The 24950-nt window shown below is 47.5% G+C and carries 20 protein-coding genes; 7 read left to right on the top strand and 13 right to left on the bottom strand.

Translation table 11 applies throughout. The features are described from left to right. Positions 1 to 98 precede the first annotated feature (98 nt). Together B5D42_RS07260 and B5D42_RS07255 are read right to left on the bottom strand one after the other, a co-directional pair. Positions 99 to 1613: a glycoside hydrolase family 10-like protein gene (locus B5D42_RS07260; protein ID WP_078830792.1), complete on the bottom strand. Its 1515-nt coding sequence runs from the start codon at positions 1611 to 1613 to the stop codon at positions 99 to 101. Positions 1614 to 1696: 83 nt separating this feature from the next. After that, positions 1697 to 2344: a Crp/Fnr family transcriptional regulator gene (locus tag B5D42_RS07255; protein ID WP_078830791.1), complete on the bottom strand. Its 648-nt coding sequence runs from the start codon at positions 2342 to 2344 to the stop codon at positions 1697 to 1699. Between the two features lie 74 nt (positions 2345 to 2418). Here B5D42_RS07255 and add point away from each other — a divergent pair, with 74 nt between their 5' ends. Beyond that, positions 2419 to 3477 carry an adenosine deaminase gene (add, locus tag B5D42_RS07250; protein ID WP_078830984.1) on the top strand — a complete coding sequence of 353 codons (1059 nt, stop codon included), beginning with the start codon at positions 2419 to 2421 and terminating at the stop codon, positions 3475 to 3477. Here the strand turns inward: add and B5D42_RS07245 are convergent. Then, entirely contained in the window at positions 3474 to 4169 is a 696-nt protein-coding gene (locus B5D42_RS07245; protein WP_078830985.1) for a uracil-DNA glycosylase family protein, read from the bottom strand. The two genes, add and B5D42_RS07245, sit on opposite strands and share 4 nt — an antisense overlap. Before the next feature lie 88 nt (positions 4170 to 4257). Next, the gene (locus B5D42_RS07240) at positions 4258 to 5856 is read right to left on the bottom strand and encodes a L,D-transpeptidase family protein (protein WP_078830790.1); all 1599 of its coding nucleotides are present in this window, start codon (positions 5854 to 5856) and stop codon (positions 4258 to 4260) included. A gap of 89 nt (positions 5857 to 5945) precedes the next feature. Here B5D42_RS07240 and B5D42_RS07235 point away from each other — a divergent pair, with 89 nt between their 5' ends. After that, positions 5946 to 6662, top strand: coding sequence for an N-acetylmuramoyl-L-alanine amidase (locus B5D42_RS07235; RefSeq protein WP_139367031.1), 717 nt, complete (start codon positions 5946 to 5948; stop codon positions 6660 to 6662). A gap of 44 nt (positions 6663 to 6706) precedes the next feature. On the opposite strand, the gene B5D42_RS07230 is transcribed toward B5D42_RS07235, so the two are convergent. Then, entirely contained in the window at positions 6707 to 8554 is a 1848-nt protein-coding gene (locus B5D42_RS07230; RefSeq protein ID WP_078830788.1) for a M1 family metallopeptidase, read from the bottom strand. Between the two features lie 143 nt (positions 8555 to 8697). On the opposite strand from B5D42_RS07230, the gene B5D42_RS07225 reads away from it, so the two are divergent. Then, on the top strand, positions 8698 to 9435 hold the full coding sequence (locus B5D42_RS07225; RefSeq protein WP_176112936.1) for a DUF2490 domain-containing protein: 738 nt from the start codon (positions 8698 to 8700) through the stop codon (positions 9433 to 9435). Here B5D42_RS07225 and nhaA read toward each other — a convergent pair. Then, on the bottom strand, positions 9420 to 10586 hold the full coding sequence (gene nhaA / locus B5D42_RS07220; RefSeq protein ID WP_078830786.1) for a Na+/H+ antiporter NhaA: 1167 nt from the start codon (positions 10584 to 10586) through the stop codon (positions 9420 to 9422). The two genes, B5D42_RS07225 and nhaA, sit on opposite strands and share 16 nt — an antisense overlap. A gap of 99 nt (positions 10587 to 10685) precedes the next feature. Here nhaA and B5D42_RS07215 point away from each other — a divergent pair, with 99 nt between their 5' ends. Both B5D42_RS07215 and B5D42_RS07210 read left to right on the top strand, forming a co-directional pair. Next, positions 10686 to 11813, top strand: coding sequence for an AI-2E family transporter (locus B5D42_RS07215; RefSeq protein WP_078830785.1), 1128 nt, complete (start codon positions 10686 to 10688; stop codon positions 11811 to 11813). Between the two features lie 19 nt (positions 11814 to 11832). Further along, positions 11833 to 12456, top strand: coding sequence for a class I SAM-dependent methyltransferase (locus B5D42_RS07210; RefSeq protein ID WP_078830784.1), 624 nt, complete (start codon positions 11833 to 11835; stop codon positions 12454 to 12456). A gap of 8 nt (positions 12457 to 12464) precedes the next feature. Here B5D42_RS07210 and B5D42_RS07205 read toward each other — a convergent pair whose 3' ends face one another. The 3 genes from B5D42_RS07205 to B5D42_RS07195 all read right to left on the bottom strand — a co-directional run bounded on the left by B5D42_RS07205 (position 12465) and on the right by B5D42_RS07195 (position 16224). Continuing rightward, positions 12465 to 13781 carry a glucoamylase family protein gene (locus B5D42_RS07205; RefSeq protein ID WP_078830783.1) on the bottom strand — a complete coding sequence of 439 codons (1317 nt, stop codon included), beginning with the start codon at positions 13779 to 13781 and terminating at the stop codon, positions 12465 to 12467. A 68-nt stretch (positions 13782 to 13849) separates the two neighbouring features. Continuing rightward, complete coding sequence (locus B5D42_RS07200; protein WP_078830782.1) at positions 13850 to 15073, bottom strand: DEAD/DEAH box helicase; 1224 nt, start codon at positions 15071 to 15073, stop codon at positions 13850 to 13852. A gap of 77 nt (positions 15074 to 15150) precedes the next feature. After that, positions 15151 to 16224 carry an iron-containing alcohol dehydrogenase family protein gene (locus B5D42_RS07195; RefSeq protein ID WP_078830781.1) on the bottom strand — a complete coding sequence of 358 codons (1074 nt, stop codon included), beginning with the start codon at positions 16222 to 16224 and terminating at the stop codon, positions 15151 to 15153. Between the two features lie 192 nt (positions 16225 to 16416). Between B5D42_RS07195 and B5D42_RS07190 the strand changes: the two genes are divergently transcribed. Both B5D42_RS07190 and B5D42_RS07185 read left to right on the top strand, forming a co-directional pair. Continuing rightward, a complete protein-coding gene (locus tag B5D42_RS07190; protein WP_078830780.1) occupies positions 16417 to 17223 on the top strand; it encodes an alpha/beta fold hydrolase in 807 nt (268 codons plus the stop codon). Positions 17224 to 17225: 2 nt separating this feature from the next. Next, complete coding sequence (locus B5D42_RS07185) at positions 17226 to 19304, top strand: ATP-binding protein (RefSeq protein WP_078830779.1); 2079 nt, start codon at positions 17226 to 17228, stop codon at positions 19302 to 19304. A gap of 11 nt (positions 19305 to 19315) precedes the next feature. On the opposite strand, the gene B5D42_RS07180 is transcribed toward B5D42_RS07185, so the two are convergent. The 4 genes from B5D42_RS07180 to dnaN form a co-directional block, all read right to left on the bottom strand. After that, a complete protein-coding gene (locus B5D42_RS07180) occupies positions 19316 to 21814 on the bottom strand; it encodes a PAS domain S-box protein (RefSeq protein WP_078830778.1) in 2499 nt (832 codons plus the stop codon). Between the two features lie 25 nt (positions 21815 to 21839). Next, a complete protein-coding gene (locus tag B5D42_RS07175; protein ID WP_245825600.1) occupies positions 21840 to 22604 on the bottom strand; it encodes a 3-deoxy-manno-octulosonate cytidylyltransferase in 765 nt (254 codons plus the stop codon). A 197-nt stretch (positions 22605 to 22801) separates the two neighbouring features. Continuing rightward, the gene (locus B5D42_RS07170) at positions 22802 to 23626 is read right to left on the bottom strand and encodes a sterol desaturase family protein (RefSeq protein WP_078830982.1); all 825 of its coding nucleotides are present in this window, start codon (positions 23624 to 23626) and stop codon (positions 22802 to 22804) included. A 97-nt stretch (positions 23627 to 23723) separates the two neighbouring features. Beyond that, positions 23724 to 24839, bottom strand: a complete 1116-nt coding sequence (dnaN, locus tag B5D42_RS07165; protein WP_078830777.1) for a DNA polymerase III subunit beta — start codon at positions 24837 to 24839, stop codon at positions 23724 to 23726. Between the last annotated feature and the right edge of the window lie 111 nt (positions 24840 to 24950).

Genomic DNA, 24950 nt, shown 5'->3' with positions numbered 1-24950 from the left:
ACAAATATGAATAATATATTATGTATTTTGGTGTCATCATGAAATAAAAAAAGCGAATGATGTTCAGTTCATTCGCTTTTCTAAAAACAATAGGAATATTACTGTACTTCAAATCTTGCACTTTCGTTTCCAACCCTGTCTACAGCCGTAACGGCGATTTTACCGAGGTTCTGTTTTGTTTTGTCGCCGGTTTGTCTGGCCAGCTCCAGTGAAAGTTCATTCCGGTTCAGGATCCTGTAATCCCATTTATTACCATACTGGTAGTAAACCACCCAGCGGAATATGTCTGCACTGTTGGCGTGTGAGAGATTGATAACAACTTTATCGCCCTTATCGGTTTTTGTTGCGGTTGGAGCTTCCGGTGCTTTATCATCGAGCCAGGGGCTTGCCGGAACAAGTGCTTCACGTTTGTATGGTCCCGCCAGCAAGGATTTGGAGAGCACCGTGTTTTTCATGTCAGATGAAAGACTCCAGTGTACAACGCCCTTGCTTTCGGGTTGCATACCCCTTGTGATCATGATCTGGCTCAGGATTTCGTTCACTGTTTTGTAAGCAGTGTCCCTGCCTACATTGATGCCCGGCCATAAATGCCTTTTCAGGGTATTCTCTTCACTCCACCAGCCCAGCAATACAGGAAAACTATGCGGAATATCGTTGATGGTCCAGTAGAGCTGCGGCGTGAAATAATCGATCCAGCCTTTGTTGAGCCAGAGTTTGGCATCTGCATAGAGTTTGTCGTACTGGTCAAGCCCTTCAACAGAAGCCGGGTAACCCGGGCGCCAGATACCGAACGGACTCAGGCCGAATTTCACATGTTTCTTTTCTGCCTTGATCTCTTTGTACAGGCGCTCTATCAGTATGTTTACGCTTTCCCTGCGCCAGTCTGCGCGCGACAATTTTCCACCTGCTGCCTGGTAAGCAGTCCAGCTGGCATTATCCGGGAAATCTTCATCCCCGTTATAGGAAGGATAAGGATAGAAATAATCATCAAAGTGAACACCATCGATATCATAACGTTTTACCAGGTCTTTTACAACGGCAGAAGTACGATCCTGTGTGGCTTTTTGTGCGGGGTCCATCCACCAGTAACCTTCTTTCAGTTTAACAACCATTTCAGGATTCGTTTTCACAACCGATTGCGCGCTGATCTCTTTACCGGAAACATGATGGGCACGGTAAGGGTTGAGCCATACATGCAGTTCCATTCCCCTGTCGTGCGCTTCCTTCACCCAGAATTCGAGCGGATCATATAATGGCTCGGGTGCTTTTCCCTGCTGGCCGGTAAGAAAATAAGACCAGGGTTCCAGTTCGCTTTTGTAAAGGGCATCTGCCTGTGGTCTTACCTGCAGGATCACCGCGTTGAAATGATGGGTTTGCAGGTAATCGAGCTGTTCGATGGCTTCGCGCTGCTGCTCCTGGCTGGATAAACCAGGTTTGCTGGGCCAGTTGATATTGGCTACCGTAGCAATCCAGGCTGCGCGGAACTCTCTTTCGGCACTGCCTTTTACAGGAGGTTGGGTGGCTGCGGCCGGTTGTTGTGCCTGCCTGGTTCCTGAACATGCCTGCAACAGCAGGATAACCAGGCCAAGCACAGTTAGTTTGTTTCGGGTCATGATGGGGTTTTGAAATTTGGTAATAGTTGGCGTTCTAAAATACGCAAACCTGCGGTAATTTCTGCGGGATATTGCGTCTTTGATCAGATCAACCGGTCAAATTCCTGTAGTACCTGTGCCAGCTGTTCTCTTGAAATGATCGCATTATAGCTATCCGGATTAATAATATTGCGGTTTCTGAGTTCTTTTAATGCCCGGTTCAGGCTGCGGATAGAAATGGCGAGATAATCGGCAATATCCCGCTTGGAGAGCTGCAACTCCTGCTCGGAAGAGAGGTAAAGCAACTTAAGAAGGTTGTATTCCAGCGGGTAGATCTGCTGGTAAGAAGCGCGCATAGCGGTTTGCTCCAGTCGGATGGCCAGCTGTTCCATAATGAGCTGTGCCAGTTCGCGGTTACCGGCGAGCTCTGCGGTAAAAAAAGCTGCTCTTACCCGGAATGTCGTAAGATCGGTGATGGCAGCTACATTGGACAAACTTCCCTTGCCCGTGATCAGCTCCAGCTCGCCCATGATCTCGCCTTCGCCGAAGAATTCGAGAATATAATCGCGGCCATTCTCTTCCGTAATAAAACATTTTGCCAGTCCGCTCTGCATGATATAAACAAATCTGATCTGCTCGTCCTGGAATACCAGCCGCTCCCCGGCCGTAAAACTGCGATGGCCGATTTCTTCCGGCCGGTTTTGCAGCCAGTTATCGATAATAGTAAGGAGCTTTGGGTTGGTTCTGATCATTGTGCTGGTGGCAGGACAAATGTCCCGCGCCGGTATTTATATTGAAGAGAAAGTTAATCAATCTGCAATTTACCATGAACACAATCATCAAAAGCCTCGCGGTCGGTTTACTTCTGGTTTTCTTTTCCGCCATTGCGCATGCACAAAAAGAGTTTGCTGTATTACCCAAAGTAGAGCTTCATCTTCACCTCGATTGCTCATTGAGTTACGAAGTGGTGCAGCAATTGAATCCGGCGGTTACGCCTGAAATGTACCGCGATTCTTTTCAGGCACCCGGTAAATGTCTGAACCTGGCAGATTATATTCTGCGAGCCGTTAAAGGATTTGAGCTGATGCAGACCCGCGAACAGTTACGTCTGGTAACGCTCGACCTGTTCAGACAACTGAAAGCGGATAACGTTATTTATGCAGAGATCAGGTTTGCACCACTGCAGCATATTTATAAAGGATTAACGCCCGAAGAAGTGGTGGCAACTGCAGACAGCGCCATGCGCGAAGGAATGAGATCAACAGGCATAGAAGCCGGACTGATCCTCTGCACGCTCAGGCATTTTACAAAAGAACAGAGCCTGCAAACGGCAAAACTGGCTGCGCAGTTTAAAGGAACAACGGTGGTTGGTTTCGATATTGCTGCGGATGAAGCCGGTTATCCGCTCACCAATCATATTGAAGCATTCGAATACGCACACCGCCAAAATATCGGGTGTACTGCTCATGCAGGAGAGGCGAAAGGTGCGGAAAGCGTACGCGAAACCCTGGATCTGCTGAAACCTTCGCGCATCGGCCATGGGGTAAGAAGTATCGAAGACAGCACGGTGATCAGAAGGATCATAAAAAAAAACATACACCTGGAGGTTTGCCCGAAAAGCAATTACCAGACCAATATTTATCAAAGTCCTGAAGATCATGTGATCGGCAAATTGTATAAGGCCGGCGTTTCACTGGGTGTGAATACGGATGGAAGAACCATATCCGATGTAACACTGACAGATGAATACAAAAGCTTAAACCGGATTTTCGGGTGGACGAAGAAAGAGTTGCTTCACTGTAACCTCGAAGCGATCGATCATGCATTTACAACGGATGCAGTAAAGAAAAAGATCAGGAAAAAACTGAAACAGGCTTACCGTTAGATCAGCGTTTCAAAAACACGCAGGTATTTATCGATGTATGCCTGCTTCTGTTTTAACTTATACTGCATGATATACCTCGGGTGCTCCAGGGGAATGATCTGCCGGAAGAATTTTTCACGGCTGTTCAGCTCCTGCAGCACTTTTTCATTTTTGCCTGTGCCGAAGCAGATGCAGGTATCCGTATAAGTTCCCAGGCTGATCTGTTTCCGGATGTTTTCAATGATCGCAGTGCGGGTAATGGCTTTCAGTTCGGGACTATCGTAATAATTATAATTGACTTCTTTGCCATCTTTCGTGCTTTTTGTAATGGCCAGCGGAAACATGGAATTGATGTAAAAATGCCTGCAGAAATGCGGTGTGCCGCCAAACGCGTTGATCATCTCATATACAAAAACGGAAGACGTTTCATAAGAAGGTTTACCGTTGTAGCTGATGCCGCAGTAATCCTGTAAGCGCGAAGTATCTGTGAAGGGAATGCCTGTAACGGCTGCGCCGAAACGGCCGGGATTGATGCCGAGGATCAGGTGTCTTTTTTCATTGTCGTTATAAAATTTCCTGTAGAACTCAGACATGATCCGCATGGTTTCCCGGTTGTCTTCAAATGGATTAATAACACGGATGCCAGCGGGAAGCTGTTCCCTGAATTCCAGGCGACGATAAAACCGGATCACTTTTTCTCCAAAACTCGGCATATATTCGGGATTGCTGCATAAAGATAAATACGGAAAATAAAAAGGCTGCATGAATAATGCAGCCTTTGTGTATAAAGACGTTGCAGAATCACAACGGGTTAGTAAACATCTTATGCGCAACGGCAGCATCGTGACCGTAGATATCATCCCTGAAATTCAGTTTGCCGGCAGCATCCACCCATGCAGTATAATAGGTAATAAGCACCGGGATCTTTGTTTTCAGTTCAACCGTTTTTTCTTTACCCGCATTCATGGCCGCGTTGATTTTAGCAGCGTCCCAGCCTGCATCATCCTTCAAAAGATAATTGGCCATTTTAACAGGGTCACTGAGCCTGATGCAGCCATGACTGAACGCGCGCTGGTCCTGACTGAATAAACTTTTCGCCGGTGTGTCGTGGAAATAAATATTGAAATCGTTCGGAAAGAGGAACTTTACTTTACCCAGCGAGTTCTTAGGACCGGGCCGCTGCCTGATCACGGGTAAGCCTCCCGATTCGCTCACCACTTCCATATCTTCCTGATCCAGGTAGCTTTTATCACTGTTCATCTTAGGTAAGATCTCGTTCTTTACAATGCTTGGCGGAACATTCCAGTAAGGCGAGAACACTACCTGGCTTAATGTGCCGGTAAAGATCACGGTATTGTGGCCATCTTTTCCCACAACTACGGGCATCTCAAATTCCTGGCGGCTTCCATCGTACACATGTACTTTGAATTCGGGGATATTGGTAACGATCAGTTTGCCGTTATCGCCATCAGGCAGCCAGCGCATACGGTCCAGATTGATCACCAGCTGCTGGATTCTTTTGTTCACAGGCACATTCATTTCCTTAATGATTGCCGGAGAGATCACGCCATCCGGTTTATAGCCCATCCGTGCCTGGTAACTTTTAATGCCTGCTTCCAATGGTTCGTTGAATACAGCAGTGGTATCTCCGGCTGCCATATCACCTGTAAGCGCGAGGTGTTTTTTGATCACCGGGATTAATGGGTCCGAGCCATTTTTTTTGAATTTCTTTCCGGCCGGCACGGAAAACAATTGCCAGCCTCCTTTTTTGGCAATTCCTACATATAATGCCAGCTGGTCTTTCAGTAATTTATATGAACTGTTGGCCGCTTCGTATTCATTGTTCACCGCTTTTTTCGAAACAAACGAATCTGCGAGAACGATCACGGGTTCCTTTTTCCTCGGCACAAGACTTTCCAGGTCTTTCTTCTTTACCGTACCCTGCTCATAATTCGTGAGCATATAGTTCATGAAATATTTAGTGAGTAATAACTCGGTACGGATATTATCCTTGTCAGACGCGCTGGCCTGGGTGGAACTGCTCCAGAGGTCTTTCATTTCTGCCTTCAGTTTTTTGTCTTCAAGGGCAGAGTCCTGCTTATAATTAACCGCATTCCAGAAACTGCGTGCCTGTTCCGTAAGTCCGTCGCTGGCCAGCCATGCAAACTGGAAATTGCGGCGGTTGTAAAAACTGCGAAAACGGTTGGCCAGTGCGGGCTCCATTTGTTCCTTTGTGATAAATGTGTTGACTGCTGCGGTATCCAGGAAAAGATCGTTATAAGCATTTACACGTGTAATGCTCAGGTCTCTTTCAGAAACCTGTTGTTCCTTTTTGATTTCGTTATTGCAGGCAGTAAAAAAGCCGAGTGCGACCAGGCTGGTCAATAAAAAATTTCTCATATACGGTATTCATAAAAAACTATACCAGCCCGAAAACTAACAACTGGTATTCTGCTTCTGATTATTTTCGGGGCACTAACAAAGCCTATATGAAAAAGTCCTCCCTGTTTATCCTGCTCGTTGTACTCTGCAGCGGGTTGCCTGTAAAAAAGAAGCCTGTAATTGTGTGGCAGCCATCGCACCAGACAGACACCGGAAAAGATTTCAGTGAAGCTGCCGTATGTAACGGTATTGCAGAAGCTGCTATGGCAACGGCTCCTAAATTAAAAGAACATAAAGTGTGGAGCCTGGGTGTTGCAGGTGTACATCATCCCGACCGCGGAAGCAATACTGTGGTGGAACACACTACTGCAGTAATAGATGGACAAATATCAGGTTACGCGTATGAGCTGAAAGAATCCAACAAAAAGAAACCAGATGTGTTCATTGCCCTGCATAATAACGGCGGAACAAAGCGTCACGCTATCTGGGGCTATATTCATTACGGAGATGCTTATGAAAGTGCGAACCGTGAGCTCGCAGCTCGCCTGGTAAAAGCGGTTGCGGCAGCTACCACATTAGAGAACCGTGGTGTTCTGCTGGACAGCACTACCGGACGTAACGATTACCGCAGCCAGGCAACGGGGAAACGTGCTTTTTACAGCCTTGATGCACAGGTAAACACTGCGCCTTACCGCGTACTGCTTGAGATCGGCGATAATGAAGCCAGCCATGAATTTCTGAAAGATGCCAAAAACCAGCAGATCATCGGCGAAGCCATTAAAAAAGAACTGGCACTATGGCTGGAAGAGAAAAAAATGTATTGATCTGAAACAGAAAAGCCGCAGTTCATGCGGCTTTTCTGTTTTAACTATTTCAGAACTTCATCAACCGTATTGTAGGTAACAGGATGATAGTTCAGTCTTGCTTTTTTGTAAATAGTAGTTGCCCATTGTTTATTCTCCGGGTTTTTTACGGCTTCCTTGTATAAAGGAACAATCAGCTTGCGGCGCCCTACGCTGCCGAGAAACTGCTCTATTTTAGGATAAGCAGGTTTATAGCTGTTGCGGATGCTTAACACATACCATTTACTCTGCACTTCGGCATTACCGGAATTGGTGAAGCCAAACTCTTTATCCAGCGCGGTCATATCGGTGATATTAACCTCCGGCAGATGGGTAAGGAAATACAGCAATTCATTGGCTGATTTTATTTTCTGATGCAGCCCTGCGGTTTGTTTATCTGCAGTCCATTTGCTGATCAGTGTATCGATGGTATTGAAGGCGGCAGATGAGACAGACGGAATATTTGAAGGAATGCCTGGTTCATATACCCATTGCTGTATCATGGCTTTTCGTGCAAAACTGGTATCGCCGCCGGCAAGATCTTTATTTACGTCTGCGAGAAATTGCTCGGTGTTGCGCGACTGGAATGCATGATCATCGAAATTCTTTTTCAGAAAAGCGTCAAATTTTTCACGACCTGCGGTTTCTTCCAGCGTACGCAAAAACGCATAACCTTTTTCATAAGCGATCTGGCCGGTAGCCTGGTCTGGATCACGGCCGGTAAAATCAACTTTCAGGCGGGAGTCGGGGTTGGTTGCGCCCATTTCGGCAATGGTTTTGTCGAGCACCTGTCTGCCGAGGACTTCCTGCATTTTTGCTTCGTCCTTACCATATAAAGCTTCCACGATCCTGCGCTCGAAATAAGTGGTGAACCCTTCGTTCAGCCACATGTTGTTCCAGTTGGCATTGGTAACCAGGTTGCCGCTCCAGCTGTGAGCCAGCTCATGTGCAATAAGGCTTACCAGTGAACGATCGCCTGCAATAACGGTGGGTGTTGCAAAGGTCAGGTTGGGGTTTTCCATACCGCCGTAAGGGAAACTCGGAGGCAGTACGAGCACATCGTAACGTCCCCAGCGGTAAGGCCCGTAGAGCTTCTCCGCCGCATCAACCATCTTACCCATGTCTGCAAATTCCCATGCCGCTTTGTTTACTACGGAAGGCTCTGCATATACACCGGTACGTGCATCGATGGCTTTGAAGGCGAGATCGCCAACGGCGAGTGCCAGCAGGTAAGAAGGAATGGCATGCGATTGTTTAAAATGATATACGCCATCCGCTGTTTTCTGCTGCGGATTTTCTGCGCTCATTACCGCCATCAGGTCTGAAGGAACGGTAACGGTTGCATTGTAAGTAAAGCGAACGCCCGGCCCATCCTGGCAGGGAATCCAGCTGCGCGCAAGAATAGGTTCGGATTGCGTGAACAGGAATGGCTTTTGTTTTCCGGCGGTCTGTTGTGCGGTAAGCCATTGTACGGCACCGGCATCAGGCGAACTGGTGTAATAAATATTCACAACGGAAGTTCCCGTGTCGATCTTCACACGCAATGCCCTGCCGAGAACAGGCACTTCATCGCCAAATGAAAATGTGGTCGGTCGCTCTTCCCTGCCGATCGTCACTTTCTGTACATTGAGCTTCCAGGTATCGAAGATCACAGAATCGGCGCCCGTGATGTTCTTTACTGTCCAGGATGCTTTTCCGCCAATTTCTTTTGTGGCAAAATCCACTTTTATATCCAGGTCGAGGTGCTGCACCACTGCTTTGGATGGGTCTGCCAGCGAATGCGGATCTTTTTCCGCCGCAGCGGCATTGTCCGCAGGCTTTTGCTTACAGGCAAACAGCGAAACTGCGGATAAAACAAAAAGAAGTTTTTTCATATGAACAGCTTGATGAATGAATATTAAAAATAAGTATTAAAAAATTGACCAGATTAAAAATGGGATGAGAGTTGTGCCGCTGAATTGTTCATCCATGCAGAAGCACTTATCTTGCCGTTATTAAACGGATATAGATGAGTCATATGAGAAAGTATTTATTATTGATCGCAACGGTTTTTGTTTTTCAGCAAGCCCAGGCGCAGACCAGCCGCCCTTTCAGCGGCTGGGGAGCTGTTTTCAGTACTACAAAACTGGATAACAGGTTTAGCCTTCACTTCGACGGACAGGTGAGAAGCAGTGATAAGCTGCAGCGTGTGCAGACCATACTGCTGCGCCCGGGACTGAATTATAAGGTGAACAAGAACCAGGTTGCAACCATCGGGTATGCGTTTATCAACAACAGCAGAACAATCGGTACAGTAAGCGGCTGGTCGCCGGAGCACCGCATCTGGGAGCAATATATCATCAACCAGTCTTTTAAGATCGGAGGTCATGCTACTTCGTTACAACACAGGTTCCGCCTGGAGCAAAGATTTATCGCGAATAGCATAGTTGCGAATAATGCACTGAAAACAGATGGAACCAGCTTTGCGCAGCGGCTACGTTATTTCGCGCGAGGCATATTTCCGTTAAAGCCGGTGCAGCAGTTTACACAGGGCACATTTATTTCACTGCAGAACGAGATCATGTTCAATATCGGGGATGCTGCAGCAGTAAACGGCAAGTTCTTTGATCAGAACCGGGCTTACGGCTCTTTCGGATACCGCTTCTCGCCCAAGGCAGATCTTGAGATCGGTTATATGAACCAGTTTGTTTCCGGCCGCGGATCGGTGCGTACCAGCAATAATATTTTACAGGTAGCGGCTTACCTGCGTCTCTGAGTCTGATGGGAAAAGAAACGCAGCCAGGTAAAACCAAGAATCATCGATAAAAACGAAGCGGCCAGAACGGCCATCTTGGCAATATCCTGTGCCATTACATCGCTGAATGCAAGTGTTGCCACAAAAATGGACATGGTAAAGCCGATCCCGGCCAGCATGCCCGCACCAGCCAGCTGGCGGTAGTTAACGCCTGCCGGTAAAACGGCCAGTTTGTTCCTGATCATCAGCCACGATGAAATAAAGATCCCGACGGGTTTGCCCGCCACCAGTCCGAGCATAATGCCCCAGGAAAGACTATTATTCAATGCCTGTGCAGCCTGTTCGGGAAAAATAATGGCAGTATTGGCTAATGCAAAAACCGGCATCACGAGGAAATTAACCGGGTGATGCAGTGCATGCTGAAACCGCGGCAACTGGTTTTGCGGAACCATAAACGCAACAATAACGCCCGCCACCGTTGCGTGAATACCTGAATTGTAAACAAAATACCAGAGCATCAGTGCCAGCAGCAGGTGCAACCAGTTGAAGCTGCGTTTGCGTTTGTTGAGGTACCAGAATGCCAGGACGGCTAATGCGGCCAGCAGCAAAAATAAGAGCTTAACCGGCTCGCCATAGAAAAGTGCAATGATAATGATGGCGCCAAGATCGTCTATAATGGCAAGGGCTGTAAGGAATACTTTTAATGCAACCGGCACCCGTTTACCCAGTAATGCGGCAACGCCCAGTGAAAAAGCGATATCCGTAGAAGCAGGAATAGCCCAGCCGCCAATGAAATCAGTTCCCTTGTTAAATAAGGTAAAGAACAATGCCGGCACCAGCATTCCGCCGATGGCTGCGGCAACAGGCAATGCAGCGCTCTTCGCTGATGCAAGTGCACCTGTTTTCAACTCGCTTTTTATTTCCATGCCGGCGAGGAAAAAAAAGATCGTCATCAGGCCGTCATTGATAAAATGATGCAGCGTATGCGGCAGGTGCAAACGATGCAGCAGATCTGACCCTGAAGCCCAGAAATCAAGGTAGGCGGCTCCTGCGGGAAGATTGGCAATGAGCAGCGAACAGCAGGTGCACAGTAATAGCAGCACGCCGACTGAACGGTTATCGTTGATCAGCGGCAGTATTATTTTTTCAAGTGTTCCCTTTGTTTTTTTCATCAGAATCTTTTTTCACGCCACGCTAAAATAAATGAAATAACCGGCTATGCATGGCATAGTTTTTTTAATCATAAAGTGTCATAAAGACCAATACTGATTATGCCCTTATCCCGTTTGTCACGCAGCATCGATCTTCCGCTTTACAGTAAACTGTCACAGGTAATATTAGGGCTGATCGGGTTCTTCTATATTATTTATATCGGCCGGGATGTACTGACGCCGGTTGTTTTTTCTCTTGTATTTGCGATCCTGCTCAATCCGGCCATTAATTTTTTATGCGGGCGCGGACTGAACAGGCCTTTGGCGATCCTGATCGTGCTGGCGGTATCATTCCTGGCAGTGCTGGGATTATTATATTTTATCGGGATCCAGCTTTCGATGTTCGCAGATACTTTCCCCCAGTTCAAGAAAAACTTTGAAAGCATGTTCAACGATATCCTGAACTGGGTATCGCGCACCTTCAATGTAGCCAGGCCGCAGATCGATCAATGGGTGAATAATGTAAAGAAAGATAGTATGGGCAACGGAACTGCCGTAATTGGTCAGACCCTGGGTTCGATCACCGGCGTGCTGGCCATGCTGTTCCTGATGCCGGTATATATGTTCACTATTCTTTTTTACAAGCCATTGCTGCTGCAGTTTGTGGCGTCGCTGTTCGATAAAAGACAACATACCGTTGTAGCCGAAGTGCTGCAGGAAACAAAAGTGCTGATACAAAGCTATCTCGCCGGGCTGCTTATTGAAATGGTGATCGTTGCCGTTATGAATGCCGGCGGGTTACTGATCATTGGTGTTAAATACGCGATACTGCTGGGGATACTGGGGGCATTGCTCAACCTGATCCCATATATCGGCGGCATCATCGCCATTGCATTACCCGTGATCATAGCTCTGGCCACCGGTAACCCCAATCAGGTTATCTGGGTTGTTGCGCTTTATCTCTTTAACCAGTTTATAGATAATAATATCGTAGTGCCGCGCATTGTTGCATCGAAAGTAAAGATCAACGCATTCATTTCAATTCTTGTGGTATTTATCGGCGGTGCACTCTGGGGTATATCCGGCATGTTCCTTTCCATACCCATCACGGCGATTGCCAAGGTTATCTTTGACCGCATCGATGGCCTGCAGCCTTTCGGACTGCTGCTTGGCGATAACCAGCCCGATCTTGGGAAACAGATCTTCAGGTTTAAAAAGCCCGCACGTAAAAAAGAGGATAACGCATAAGCGGCGGTATCTTTGAAACATGATGTACCCGGTGAAGAATGTTTGTTTTACCTGGCAGGATAAAACTGTAAACCTGTTAGTTCCTGACGAAGAAGAAGTACGGCTTATTTATAACCGCGACCCTTCGGCAGCATTCCCTTACTGGGCCAGGCTCTGGCCTTCCGCTTATGCACTTTCGCGGTTCATCGTTGAAAACAATGAATATGTTGCCGGCAAACGCGTACTGGAACTGGCTGCCGGCGTAGGGCTTCCATCGATGGTTGCAGCTTTATCCGCTTCTGAAGTCTGCTGCAGCGATTACCTGCCCGAAGCGGTGGAACTAATGCAACGCTCCACGCAGCTGAACCGTTTCAATAATGTGCGCTGTGAATTACTCAACTGGCATCATCTTCCTGAAACAACAAGGGCAGATGTTTTACTGCTCAGCGATATCAATTATGATCCCGCTGAATTTGAAGTTTTATATGGTGTGCTTGCAAAATTCCTGAACAACGGCACACCCATTTTACTAACCACACCCCAGCGGCTCATGGCCCGGCCTTTCATCGCAAAACTGCTGCCGCTGTGCACCCGGAATGAAGAACTGGTGATACAACAGGATGGCAGCGAAGATGTACGCATCAGCTGCCTGGTGTTGCAATAGCGGCCAGCTTATTTTTTCACTGCCGATTTCTCTGCCGGGATCGAAGGAGAGTTGAAACCGAGTTTTTTAAGACCTGTTCTGATCTCAGGGATCTGCATGAATGTATTCCAGATCAGCCCGCTGCGATAGTTTTCTATCATCACTGCGATTATTGCTTCATTGCTGACAATATAATTTTTCGAATACCAGCCCTGTGTCTGGTTATACCCATCGTAAAGTCCGTATTTCCCCCAGAGACTATCGCCAAGATTGTTATAGATATGATGCAGGGTTGCCATGGCTTCTTTCGGCATATAAGGAAGTGCTGCTACTGTTGCTGCAATGGTAATGGTACCGTCGTCTGCCAGCGGTGATGCATTTCGGAATCCCCTGTAGCTGTCACCCGCACCGATTCCCCAGTTCAGCGAATCGTAACCCATGAATTGTCTCGGGTTCTCCAGCACATAATTGTAATGAATGAGCAGGTGTTTTTTATGCTGCTGCCAGTAGTCGGCATAGATGTCTTTAAGTCCTTTCGGGTTCAATGCCATAAACGGATACCGGAACCAGTTGAGCGGACCAACATAATTACCACCCAGCGCCGGTTTTATATTGAAATAGGATTTTGTGTTTTTGAAATCCGGCCCGGCTGCCCAGCCTTTGTGGTATACGTTCGCCGGAATGCTGTACTGTGGTGAAGCTGCCGCAAGGATATAGGTCATCAGGCCTTCTTTCCAGCCGCGAAGTTCTGCATTGGTACCGAAGCCGTTATTCGGACTCCAGTTGCGGTACAGCACTTCTTTAGCACCGTCTTTTGTATGGAAATTCCATTCCGCTTCATTCCACAAGGCTGTAATCCGGTTGCGCAGGTCTGATTCTGCCCTTGTGTTCTGGTTAAAATATTCTCTTGCACAAAGCAGTCCTTCAAAAAGATATGCGGTTTCTACAAGGTCGCTCCCATCGTCTTTACGGCTCGTTGCAACAAGCTGCCCGGTAATGCCGTTCATCTGCCTGGGGAATATTCCATGGTAAGCGGTTGCCTGCTGGTAAAGGAATCTGGTCATCCTGATCAGCTTTAACGCTGCAGAATCTCTCTTCACCCATTTTCTTTCCACGCCAACGATCGTAGCCAGGACAGAAAAACCCGAAGCGCCGGTGTTAACGGTATCGCTGCCTGCTTTTTCACGGGCCATACCGCTGACAGGGTGCGCCTGGTTCCAGGTATATAAAAAGCTCTGTTCCTGTATCAGGTTGAGCAAAGCGGTATCGGAAGGGTTTTTAGGACGTTGCGCATGGAGCACGATCAGCAATCCGCTGAAAATGAAGCAGAGTAAGGGCTTTAGCATATGACCATTTTTCGGCGGGCAAATTGCTTTTTTTTGCAATCGTCATTGTCACCGTATGGTCATATGGCCTACTGCTGTTTTCGTTGTCTGGAAAATCTTTTCTTTCCGCCGCCGCCTCCTGATCCGCTTCTTGGTTTGCGGGGATTATATTCGGGTGTTGGTCCGAACTCTTCCGGCACATTGCCTTTGGGTACAGGTTGTCCAAGCAGTACTTCAATCTGTGCCAGTTTGTTCTGCTCCTTTTCACTTACAAGCGTAAAGGCGGTGCCTGTGCTTTCTGCGCGAGCGGTACGGCCTATGCGGTGGATATAGTCTTCGCCATCGTTCGGTACGTCGAAGTTGATCACAAGGTCGATATCTTCAATATCAATGCCCCTGCTGAGGATATCCGTGGCCACGAGTATTTTGATCTTCTTGTTACGGTAATCCTGCAATACCTGTTCGCGCTGTGACTGTTCGAGATCTGAATGGATCTGTTCGATAGAAAGTTTAGCGCGCTTCAGTTCCTGGCTCAGTTGCTTTACATTCTGTTTTTTGGAGCAGAATACAATTGCCCGCTGGAACGATTTGGTGCTGAGTATATCTTTTATGATGGCTACTTTCTGCGCATCGTAAACAATAAATGCTTTCTGTATGATCTTCTCCGGCGGTTTTGATACTGCAATGTTGATCTCCACCGGCTCATGAAGGATCTTACGGGCCATTTCGCGCATTTTCGGCGGCATGGTTGCCGAGAAAAGCAGGTTCTGGCGATCGCGCGGAAGGAAGGAGATGATCTTCATGATATCATCATTAAAACCCATGTCCAGCATACGGTCTGCCTCGTCGAGCACCAGGTAGCGCAGACCTTTCAGTTTTACATAACCCATGTTCAGGTGGGCGATCATCCGGCCGGGTGTACAGATCACTACATCAACGCCTTGTGTGAGCGCTTTCTTTTCCGTTGCAAAGGATGTTCCATCGCCACCGCCATATACTGCAATAGAGCTTACGGAAGTAAAATAGGAAAGCCCTTCCATCGTTTCCGCGATCTGGATAGCCAGTTCCCGTGTAGGAACGATGATCATGGCATTGATATCATGTGTTTCGTGCGGATGCGTAAGTAACTGGTGTATCAGCGGAAGTAAAAATGCCGCCGTTTTCCCGGTTCCGGTTTGTGCCGAAGCAATAATGTCCTTGCCTTCCAGTATAGGAACAATTACCTGTTGCTGCACCGGGGTTGCTGTTTCATAACCCATGGCATCGATGCCCTCCAGCAGTCTTTCGTCAAGGCCTAAATCTGTAAACTTCAAAGTAGCGGTATGGTTTTATAAATAAATTGAATGGATTTATATAGAAAAGCAGGCTATGGTCTGCAGCCTGCTTTCGCTTATAATTTTTCGTATAAAGTTCTTAGTTTTTCCCGGGTCATGATCTGCTCCCAGTTTTTCCCCAGCGCATTTTCCCATAATGGCTTCATGCCCATCGATACATTGATCATGGTATCGAACTGCTCATCTGTTAAGCCGCTGCAGATACCTTTCGGGATATCGATGTTATTTTTTTCCACCATGAATTTAAACTCTTTTACGCCTTCCGGGTAATATTCTTCCAGGTGGTTCATCACAATACAGTTGCCGATACCGTGTTTGGTACCTAACAGGTAAGAAAGACCATAGCTCACGGCATGCGCCACACCTACCTGCGAATAAGCAATGCTCATGCCGCCCGCGTAAGATGCCATCATCAGCTTGTCATCGCACTCTTCATCCCAGCTGTTCCTGTGTACATAGATCTCCTGGCAAAGCTGTAACGCTTTTTCGCCATAGCTTTTGCTGAATTCATTGATATAAGTTCCCTGCAAACTTTCGATGCAGTGGATATAACAGTCCATGCCTGTATAAAAACGCTGGTTGGCCGGCGCATCTTTGGTTAGCTCCGGATCTAAAACGATCTGATCGAATGGTGTGAAATCGCTGTTCATACCCAGCTTGCGCGTTGGTCCTGTGAGTACCGTTGTTCTGCTTACTTCGGCACCGGTTCCGCTTAATGTGGGGATACCTGCCTTGTAAACGCCTGGTACTTTCACCAGGTCCCAGCCCTGGTAATCAGCCGAAGAACCCGGGTTGGTCATCATGAGTGATACGGCTTTGGCAAGATCCATCACTGATCCGCCGCCGATGCCGATCACACCGCTGATAGTACCGAATTCTTCTTTCAGCTGCGCTGCCAGTGCATCTACCTGGGTTGTCTTTGGTTCATAGGTAACATCGGCAAAAATGAGTTTGTCTTTTCCGCGAAGCGGGATCCTGCCTGCCAGCGGCTTGCCCTCAAAAAAATGATCGAGCAGGAACACCATCGGCGCATCCCCTTTTCGCTGCGGAGCCAGGATCTCGTCGAGCTGGTTGAAACTTCCGCGGCCATACACCACGTAACTTACCATTTTAAAATTGCGGAAACTCATAATATTACCGTTTAGATGAACCGGTTACCGGAATGCAAACCTACTCCAGATAATGTTAATCTTCAAATAAGTTGCTTGCGGCAATGGTTTTTAGGATATATCCCGGGAAAAGAAATGCCTTTTACGGGCGGTTAAAAATTTTTTATATGTGATAAGTTCCCGTAATTTGTCCGGAAACAGCTTAAGACCACAATGACCTTAAGGACCGTTACAAAAAACAATATCCATATCCTGAATGATGATCCTTCTTTGCAGACCATCATTTTTACACATGGTTTCGGAACTGACCAGACGGCCTGGAACGCTGTGGCGGAAGCTTTTAAAGACCAGTACCGCCTGATCATGTACGATACGGTTGGCGCGGGAAGCGCAGATCCGGAAGCATTCAGTCCCAACAAATACAGAAGTATTAACAGTTATGCCACAGACCTGCTGGCCATCTGTCAGGAGTTTGAACTGAAAAATGCAATCTCGATCAGTCATTCCGTAGGCGGTATGACCTCCGTACTGGCGGCCAATGAAAAGCCGGAATATTTTTCAAAAATGGCACTGGTTGGCGCATCACCGCGTTACCTGAACGATACGGATACGGGTTATTATGGCGGATTTACCCAGGAAGACCTGGACAATCTTTACCAGGCAATGTCCAACAATTATTTTGCCTGGGTGAGTGGCTTTGCCAACCTGGCCATGCAGAATGCAGATCGTCCGCATCTTGCCGAAAACTTTGCCCGTACGCTGGCATCCATCAGGCCGGATATAGCACAGTCTGTTGTGCGCGCTATTTTTCAGTCGGATCATCGTGCCGATCTGCCCAGGCTGCAGCATGATACCTTGCTGATCCACTCAACGGAAGATATCGCGGTGCCCGACCAGGTAGCCGATTACCTGCATGAACATATCAGGAGCAGTAAATTGGTGCATGTGAGTGCAACAGGGCATTTTCCGCATATCAGTGCACCCGGACAGGTTATTGACGCCATCAGGCAATTTTTATAAACATGGAGCGAACAGCTTTACCTATTAACTGGCAGCAGGAAGCACTCGGGTTTCTCTCGGGTCTGTATGCTATTAAATGGGAGAAAGATATTTCGCATCTTTATACGCAGACCGCAGCGCTGATACTGCAATATGCGCATGCGGAAAAGATCTCTTTTATATGGCAGGAAGACAGCTTAACGGCAACGGTGCTTTATTCCAGTGACCCGAAGTTGCAGGGCGATTATGCCCATGCCCATGACATTGATACACTGATCGGGGCAGATGTAATCAGAAAAGACCGGAACACGAAGCTTTACCCCGGAGACGGACATACAACTATCTGGATTCCCGCATCGGCGGATGATTTTCATTCCGTGTTTGCATTACAGATCAGCGATAAGCTGGATGTGAATGATCCCGGGTTCGATATCTTTCTGGATCATGCATTGCTTGGGTTGAGATCGGTGGTGATGCTGATCCGCACCTATTACGCGATTGACGAGCTGGGCACCCGGTTCAATGCAATTCTCGAAACCGTACCACAGGCCATCGTATTTGCAGATGATGCCGGTAAAAGAGCCTGGGTAAATGCAACAGCCGCTTCCTTACTGGCCATACCTAAACAGAATAATGCACCCCATATTGTAGCCGCTGCCATGCAGAATCTGCGTACCAGCGCTGTTAACAAGGGTGAGATCATGCAGCAAAGCCTGGACCTGTTCAGCAAACCCGATCAGGTAGTGCGCGGCTGGAAATGGATTTTCAGGACCCCGGCATTGAAAGTACTCAGTGTGGATTCTTCGCCCACGGTTTCTGAAAATGTCAAAGGCCGGCTCTGGGTGTTTACAGATGTAACAGCCGAATATGAAGCCCAGGAACAACTGCGATTGCTGAATATAGAACTTGCAGAAAAAAGAAAAATAGCGGAAGAGCAAAGCGAGGCCAAATCGAGCTTCCTTGCAAATATGAGTCATGAGATCCGTACGCCGCTGAACGGGATCATCGGTATGACCAGCCTGCTCACGGAAACAACGCTGAGCAGCGAACAAAGAGACTATACCGAAACCATCCGTACCAGCGGGGAAACGCTGCTTTCGCTGATCAACGACATTCTCGATTTCTCCAAGATAGAAGCCAACAAGATAGAACTTGAATCAGTGCCGTTCTCCATACAGGACGTGCTCGACAACTGCGTACAGCTGCTCTCGGTAAAAGTGCGGGAAAAGGGTTTGAAAGTTGGATATAAAATAGACGATGATGTGCCGGCGCTTGTGAAGGGCGATGGTGTAAGACTAAAACAGATCATGCTTAACCTGCTCTCCAATGCGGTTAAGTTTACAGAGAAAGGCGAAATAGCTGTTCTGATCAGGAAGCTCAATAGTGAGAAAGACGAACATCATCTTCAGTTTATTGTAAAGGATACCGGAATAGGGATTCCGGAGGATAAGCTGCATAAATTATTCAGTGCGTTTTCGCAGGTGGACTCTTCTACCACACGTAAGTACGGCGGTACCGGCCTGGGGCTGGTGATCTGCCAGCGGCTGGTGGAATTAATGGGCGGCAATATCACCATACAAAGCCGTTATGGAGACGGGTCAGATTTTATTTTCGATATCAGAATCGGCGCTGTAACCAATAGCGAACCATTGCAGCTGGCCGACAATACCGCAACCGTGCAGGAAATGCTTGATATGCCTGTACCGGCAACGCTGGCTATTCTTGTTGCAGAAGACAATGAGATCAACCAGAAGCTGATCAAAAGGATGTTTGACAAAATAGGGCTTGTTTCAGACCTCGTGAAAAACGGCCGCGAAGCCGTGGAAGCGGTACGGAATAAAAAATACGATATTGTATTTATGGATGTGATGATGCCGGAAATGGACGGCCTTGAGGCCACGGAAAAGATCATCAGCGGAAATGAAGGCAAACATATACCTGTTATTATTGCCATGACCGCCAATGCACTGCCTGGCGACCGTGAGAGAACGCTGGAAGCCGGTATGAAGGATTATATCAGTAAACCGTTCAAACTGGATGATATCCGCGAGAAGGTAGAAAAATGGTCCGGCATCCTGGGGGATGCACATTCGCGACTGTAATCGAATTGCAGTTACCTGTTTCCGTTCCTGATCTGCAGGCTTTCTTCCTTTAGTTGTTTTTCCAGCTGCGCAAATAAGCCGGCAACACGGGCCGCATCTTCACGGATCGGTTCAATATCTTTTCCTTCTTTAGCCGCCGCTTCAATTTTCACCAGCAGCGAAGTAATGGGATCCGCCTGCAGCATAGCGATAGCACCTTTCAGTTTATGTGCCGCTTTTACAATGGCGGAAAAATCGCCCTGTTGGCAAAATTCTGTCAGATCTTTCACCTGCAGGGGGGCATCTTCAAGGAAAATGCTGATCACATCCAGCAGCGACTCAGGGTCGTCAAGACCATCGAAGAGATCGAGACTGTAGAGTTTGGGCTCGTTGTTGTTTTCTCCGGACATCGGGTTGGGCATTGAGGATTTATATAATAAGCGTATAAGCCTGTGGTAGAGATGATCGAATTCAAAAGGTTTGGTCATGCAGTCGTTCATACCGCTTTCTATGCATTTGTCGATCACTTCGCGGGTAGTGGTGGCGGTGGTGGCAAGAATGGGAACCTGTAAACGCAGGGTATTGCGGATGTAAGCCGCGGTTTCATAACCATCCATCACCGGCATCTGGATATCCATGATCACGGCATCATAACTGTTGCCCGATTCATAATAAGCAATCGCTTCTTTCCCATTGGCTGCAACATCGGCAAAGGCGTCTACTTTTTTCAGGATCACGCGCAGGAATTTCTGGTTTACTTCATTGTCTTCTACTACCAGGAAACGTTTACCTTTTAACAAGACTGCCGGATCCAGCTCAGGGGAGAGGCTATCGATCCTGATCTTGATGCCGTAAGGAATATGGAATGTAAACACGGATCCATAGCCCGGCCGGCTTTTCACGGAAATATCACCGCCCTGCAGCTGCAGCAGGCTTTTGCTGATAGCCAGGCCTAATCCCGCGCCGCCATGCCTGCGGCTGATATTACCGTCTTCCTGTGCAAAGCTTTCAAAAATGTCATGGATGCGGTCTTCGGGAATGCCGATGCCGGTATCGCTGATGGCAAACTGGATCACAACCGCATGTTTGGTTTTCTGCAGCAGCGACACATGGATCTTCACCATGCCGTTCTCTGTAAAACGCAAACCATTGGATACGATATTGAGCAATACTTTTTTAAGATGCTGCGGATCGCCGATGAGAATGGATGGGATCTTATGATCTGTCTGTGTTTCCAGTAACAAACCTTTTTCCCTTGCAACAGGAAGCTGCTGCTGCAGGATCTCTTCCAGTACTTTTTCGATATTGAAAGCGGTTTTTTCAATAATGATCTTTCCATTACGGATCTTGGAAAACTCGATCACGTCGTTCACCATACCGGCCAGACTGGCAACCGTACGCTTGATGTGAAGAACGGTTTCTTTCTGGTCGGCCGGCAAAGACATTTCCAGCAAATGATTACTCATATTCTGGATATTGTTTACCGGGGAAAGGATTTCGCGGCTCATGTTGGAAAGGAAATGTTCCTGTTTCATTCTTGCCGCTTCCGCACTCTTTTTTGCTTCTATCAGCTGCTGCTGGTATTCGGTACGATCTGTGATATCGGTAGCAATGGCGCCGATACCGAAAATGCTTTTATCCTGGTTCAGCAGCGGGAACTTAACGAGCAGCAGGCTCATTTTTCCCTCGGGAGTATTGATCTGCTCCACGCTTTCAACGGATTGTTTGGTGGCAATCACCTGGTTGTCGAGCGTTTTATAATGATCTGCAAGCGCCTCGCTGTTGAAGGAATAATCTGTTTTATCAATGATATCCTTGTCGGTAACGCGGAACACTTCCTTGAATTTTTTATTTGCCATCACATACCGGCCGTCGAGGTCCTTGATAAAGATCAGCGATGTGGCATGGTTGATGATGGAATCAAGCCGGTGCTGTGTTTCTTTCCGTTTCAGCTCAGACTCTTTCAGCTCCAGTTCCGTTCTTTTTTTGGTAGTGATATCTTTTACCATACACTGGAACCCGCTGATATGATTGTCTGTAAAAATCAGCTGGGCCGACTGTTCTACCCATTTCTGCTGCCCCGATTTGGTGCGGATGATAAACTCGAATGTAGTAGCTGCAATCCGCGAAGAGATCTGGTTATTATAAAAGGCGAATACCTGGTTGATCCAGGCCGGATGCAGCAGGAAAGAAAAATCACGGCCTTCCAGTTCTGCAGGCGAATAGCCGGTAAGCGCTTCCGCCTGGCTGCCAACGAATGAAAAATGCCCCGATTGATCGGTGGTGAAAACAGTAATGCCCGCACTCTCCACCAGGTCGCGGTAGATCTGGCGTTTGGTGGTTTGCACGGCGGGTGCCGGCGGACTGGTCATGTTCAGCCATGCAAGCACGATCACCAGTAGCAGAACCGACGTTCCGCAGAGTAATACATAAAAGTTGGCGGGAAAATAGTAGAGCAGCACAATACAGGCAAAGCCGGCAACAGCAAAAGCCAGCTGCAGCATCCCTTTTTTATTGTTCATTATTTGCATGCTCTTCAGTTTATCGGTTCCGCATCTATTTGTAATAGCCCGAACGGATCAGTTCTTCAGCTTTGATACGATCTGCTTCCGTGTCTATTTCAATAATATGGTATGGGGTTTCGATCATTTTGATAGGGATGCCGTTCTCCAGGAAACGCAGGCATTCTATGCTTTCTATCCTTTCCAGCGGGGTCGGTTCAAGCGATGAGAACTGCAGCAACGATTTACGGGTGAAGCCGTATACGCCGATATGCTCGTAGTAGACCGCTTTCGGTTCTGCCTTTTTCTGAAACGGAACCACACTCCGGCTGAAGTACAGTGCAAAATTGTTTCTATCACAGACCACTTTTACAAAGTCGGAGCTGCGTACATCGTCCTCATTGTCCATCGGCCGCATCAGGCTCGCCACCATGTTATCATTCTGTTCCAGGTTAAAGCTGCCGATCATGTCCTGCAGCGGTTCCGGTCTTACAAAAGGTTCGTCGCCCTGCACGTTCAGGATAATATCCCCTTCCAGGTTTTCCAGCGCCGCGGCGATCCTGTCCGATCCGCTTTCAAAGTTCACAGGCATATAGATCACATTACCGCCATGCTTTTCGATCTCATCCCGGATCACATCGCTGTTGGTAACCACCGCCACATAATCGAAAAGGTTCATCGAAACAACATTCTCGTAGGTATAACGGATCACAGTTTTGTTTACAAGTAAGGTCATGAGTTTGCCCGGGTAGCGGGTAGCATCATATCTCGCGGGAATAAGGCAGATGATCCTTGGTTTCTTTAACGCATCCATTTCCATAACTACAGTGCGGAATATCTTCCTTCCGCCGGAATTAAATATGCTTTCTGGTTCTTGTGTTAATTGCCTGGCATTCGTTTCCTCTTGTCACGGGCCATAGGGGGATGGTGTTGCCCGGAGAAAAGAGGTTGAGCTTGTTAGTACAAAAATGCATTTTTTCAACGGATAAAAAATAACAGAAAAAAATATATCGATGCCTAATAATCAGTTTTGATCTTTTTATCGAACGGGATCTGCAGCTGCCTTTTCACCTGGTCTGCCTTGCCATCGCCTTCCAGTACATCCAGTCCGTAACGGAGTTGCTCTGTCGGGGTGTAATTATAAGTACCGAAAAGGCGGTCCCAGACGGAAAAGATATTGCCATAATTACTGTCGGTCTGCGGTCGTACATAATGGTGATGTACTTTATGCATATTAGGCGATATCAGTACCCAGCTGATGGCATGATCCAGCCACAGCGGCAACCGGATATTCGCATGATTGAACTGCGAAAGCACTACACTAACACTCTGGTATAACATCACCAGCCAGATCGGTGCACCGCAGATCCACACTGCGAGCAAGGTGAAAACGGCCCTGAAAACACTCTCGCCGGGATGATGCCTGTTGGCAGTGGTAGTGTCCACATGCATATCCGCATGATGCACCATATGAAACTTCCACATCCACTTTACCTTATGTTCAACCAGGTGTACGAGGTAGGCGCCAACCAGGTCCAGCAGCAGCAGACCCGCAAGCAGGTAAAGCCAGAAGGGCATATCCGCCAGCTGTAATAGCCCGAAATGATGTGCAATGGCCCAGTCGCTCGCTTTTACAATCAGTAATGCAAAGGCAAAATTGACAATGATGGTAGTAAACGTAAAAAAGAGGTTCACCCCCGCGTGCTTCCATTTGCTGTACCCGAAACGGAAAAGCGGAATAACACCTTCGATGATCCAGAAAAATGTGATCCCGCCCGCAAGGATCAGCGCGCGGTGCAGGCTGGGAATATGCTCAAAATAATGAACCAGGGTTTCGGGCATGGCAATAACATTGGTAATCAATTTACGAACAAAAGACCGACGCAACAAAAAAAGCCCTCACATGTGGAGGGCTTGTATTTACAATAACGGGATTGTATTAATTGTTCAGCATCAGCGGCATTACCAGCATCAGCAGGTCTTCGCCTTCCGCCTGTTCGCTTGGCTTGATGAGGCCGGCTTTAGTTGGGGTGGAAAGCTCCATTTTAACCTCTTCGGTATCAGCTGCATTCAGCATTTCGATCAGGAATTTTGCATTGAACGCGATCTGCAGATCACCGCCATCATACTGGCAGTTCATACGCTCGTTTCCTTCAAAACTGAAATCAACATCCTGGGCAGCCATTTGTAATTCACTGCCGGAAATATTGAGGGCCACCTGGTTGGTGCTCTTGTTACTGAATACATTCACTCGGCGCAGCGCATTCTGAAAATCGCCTTTGTTTACGATCAGTTTATAAGGATTATCAGCAGGGATCACCACTTTATAATCAGGGAACCTTGCATCGATCAGCCGACAGATCATCTGCGTAGAACCATGGTTCACAAAAAGATGATTGCTGTTATAGCTGATGGTAAGTGTGTCTTCGTTGTCGGGCAACGCATTCTTCAGCAGGTTCAGCGGTTTTTTAGGCACGATGAAAGAATCTGCTTTGGTTGCATGGGTATCTGTTCTTTTGTAACGTACCAGCCTGTGGGCATCGGTTGCAACAAACTGTACACCATCCTTGCTGAGCTCAAAAAACACACCGGTCATGGCCGGACGGAGGTCGTCGCTGCTCACAGCAAACAGGGTTTTATTGATGGCTGTAAGCAGAGCGCTGCTGCTCATGGTAAAATTGGTGGTATCATCAGCAGACGGTTCCTTCGGAAAATTATCCGGATTTTCGCCCATTACCTTGTATTTACCGTTGTCGCTGGTGATCTCAACCGCGAAATTCTTGTCGATATTAAAGGTCAGCGGCTGGTCGGGGATATTCTTGAGCGAGTCGATCAGGATTTTGGCCGGGATACACACTTTACCGTTGGCTTTGCTTTCCACATCCATCTGTACACGCATAACCGTTTCGAGGTCCGTTGCTACCACATTCAGTTTTTTGTCCTCGATCTCAAATAAAAAGTCTTCCAGAATCGGCAATACCGTATTGGCATTGATCACACCACTGATCTGCTGCAGGTGCTTCAGGAGGGAAGACGACGAAACAATGAATTTCATTCTGCGAAATTTAGGTTGGCAACAAACCTAATGTAAAAATGTAATATTCCATAAACAGAAATTACCCGGCAGGGCGATATTATTAAGATTGTTAATGAGTTGTGGATTTAT

The organism is Sediminibacterium ginsengisoli, from assembly GCF_900167075.1.
Taxonomy (GTDB): Bacteria; Bacteroidota; Bacteroidia; order Chitinophagales; family Chitinophagaceae; genus Sediminibacterium; species Sediminibacterium ginsengisoli.
The sequence above is the reverse complement of the archived record's forward strand: the minus strand, read 5'-3'. Positions and strand labels throughout refer to the sequence as shown.

What these genes read in the sequence shown, in the direction of transcription:
- nhaA (WP_078830786.1), bottom strand. Translation starts at nt 10,586, where the DNA reads ATGAAAAAAACAAAGGGAACACTTGAAAAAATAATACTGCCGCTGATC.
- add (WP_078830984.1), top strand. Translation starts at nt 2,419, where the DNA reads ATGAACACAATCATCAAAAGCCTCGCGGTCGGTTTACTTCTGGTTTTC.
- B5D42_RS07170 (WP_078830982.1), bottom strand. Translation starts at nt 23,626, where the DNA reads ATGCCCGAAACCCTGGTTCATTATTTTGAGCATATTCCCAGCCTGCAC.
- B5D42_RS07185 (WP_078830779.1), top strand. Translation starts at nt 17,226, where the DNA reads ATGGAGCGAACAGCTTTACCTATTAACTGGCAGCAGGAAGCACTCGGG.
- B5D42_RS07230 (WP_078830788.1), bottom strand. Translation starts at nt 8,554, where the DNA reads ATGAAAAAACTTCTTTTTGTTTTATCCGCAGTTTCGCTGTTTGCCTGT.
- B5D42_RS07180 (WP_078830778.1), bottom strand. Translation starts at nt 21,814, where the DNA reads ATGCAAATAATGAACAATAAAAAAGGGATGCTGCAGCTGGCTTTTGCT.
- B5D42_RS07210 (WP_078830784.1), top strand. Translation starts at nt 11,833, where the DNA reads ATGATGTACCCGGTGAAGAATGTTTGTTTTACCTGGCAGGATAAAACT.
- B5D42_RS07240 (WP_078830790.1), bottom strand. Translation starts at nt 5,856, where the DNA reads ATGAGAAATTTTTTATTGACCAGCCTGGTCGCACTCGGCTTTTTTACT.
- B5D42_RS07260 (WP_078830792.1), bottom strand. Translation starts at nt 1,613, where the DNA reads ATGACCCGAAACAAACTAACTGTGCTTGGCCTGGTTATCCTGCTGTTG.
- B5D42_RS07245 (WP_078830985.1), bottom strand. Translation starts at nt 4,169, where the DNA reads ATGCCGAGTTTTGGAGAAAAAGTGATCCGGTTTTATCGTCGCCTGGAA.
- B5D42_RS07255 (WP_078830791.1), bottom strand. Translation starts at nt 2,344, where the DNA reads ATGATCAGAACCAACCCAAAGCTCCTTACTATTATCGATAACTGGCTG.
- B5D42_RS07190 (WP_078830780.1), top strand. Translation starts at nt 16,417, where the DNA reads ATGACCTTAAGGACCGTTACAAAAAACAATATCCATATCCTGAATGAT.
- B5D42_RS07225 (WP_176112936.1), top strand. Translation starts at nt 8,698, where the DNA reads ATGAGAAAGTATTTATTATTGATCGCAACGGTTTTTGTTTTTCAGCAA.
- dnaN (WP_078830777.1), bottom strand. Translation starts at nt 24,839, where the DNA reads ATGAAATTCATTGTTTCGTCGTCTTCCCTCCTGAAGCACCTGCAGCAG.
- B5D42_RS07235 (WP_139367031.1), top strand. Translation starts at nt 5,946, where the DNA reads ATGAAAAAGTCCTCCCTGTTTATCCTGCTCGTTGTACTCTGCAGCGGG.
- B5D42_RS07195 (WP_078830781.1), bottom strand. Translation starts at nt 16,224, where the DNA reads ATGAGTTTCCGCAATTTTAAAATGGTAAGTTACGTGGTGTATGGCCGC.
- B5D42_RS07215 (WP_078830785.1), top strand. Translation starts at nt 10,686, where the DNA reads ATGCCCTTATCCCGTTTGTCACGCAGCATCGATCTTCCGCTTTACAGT.
- B5D42_RS07175 (WP_245825600.1), bottom strand. Translation starts at nt 22,604, where the DNA reads ATGGAAATGGATGCGTTAAAGAAACCAAGGATCATCTGCCTTATTCCC.
- B5D42_RS07205 (WP_078830783.1), bottom strand. Translation starts at nt 13,781, where the DNA reads ATGCTAAAGCCCTTACTCTGCTTCATTTTCAGCGGATTGCTGATCGTG.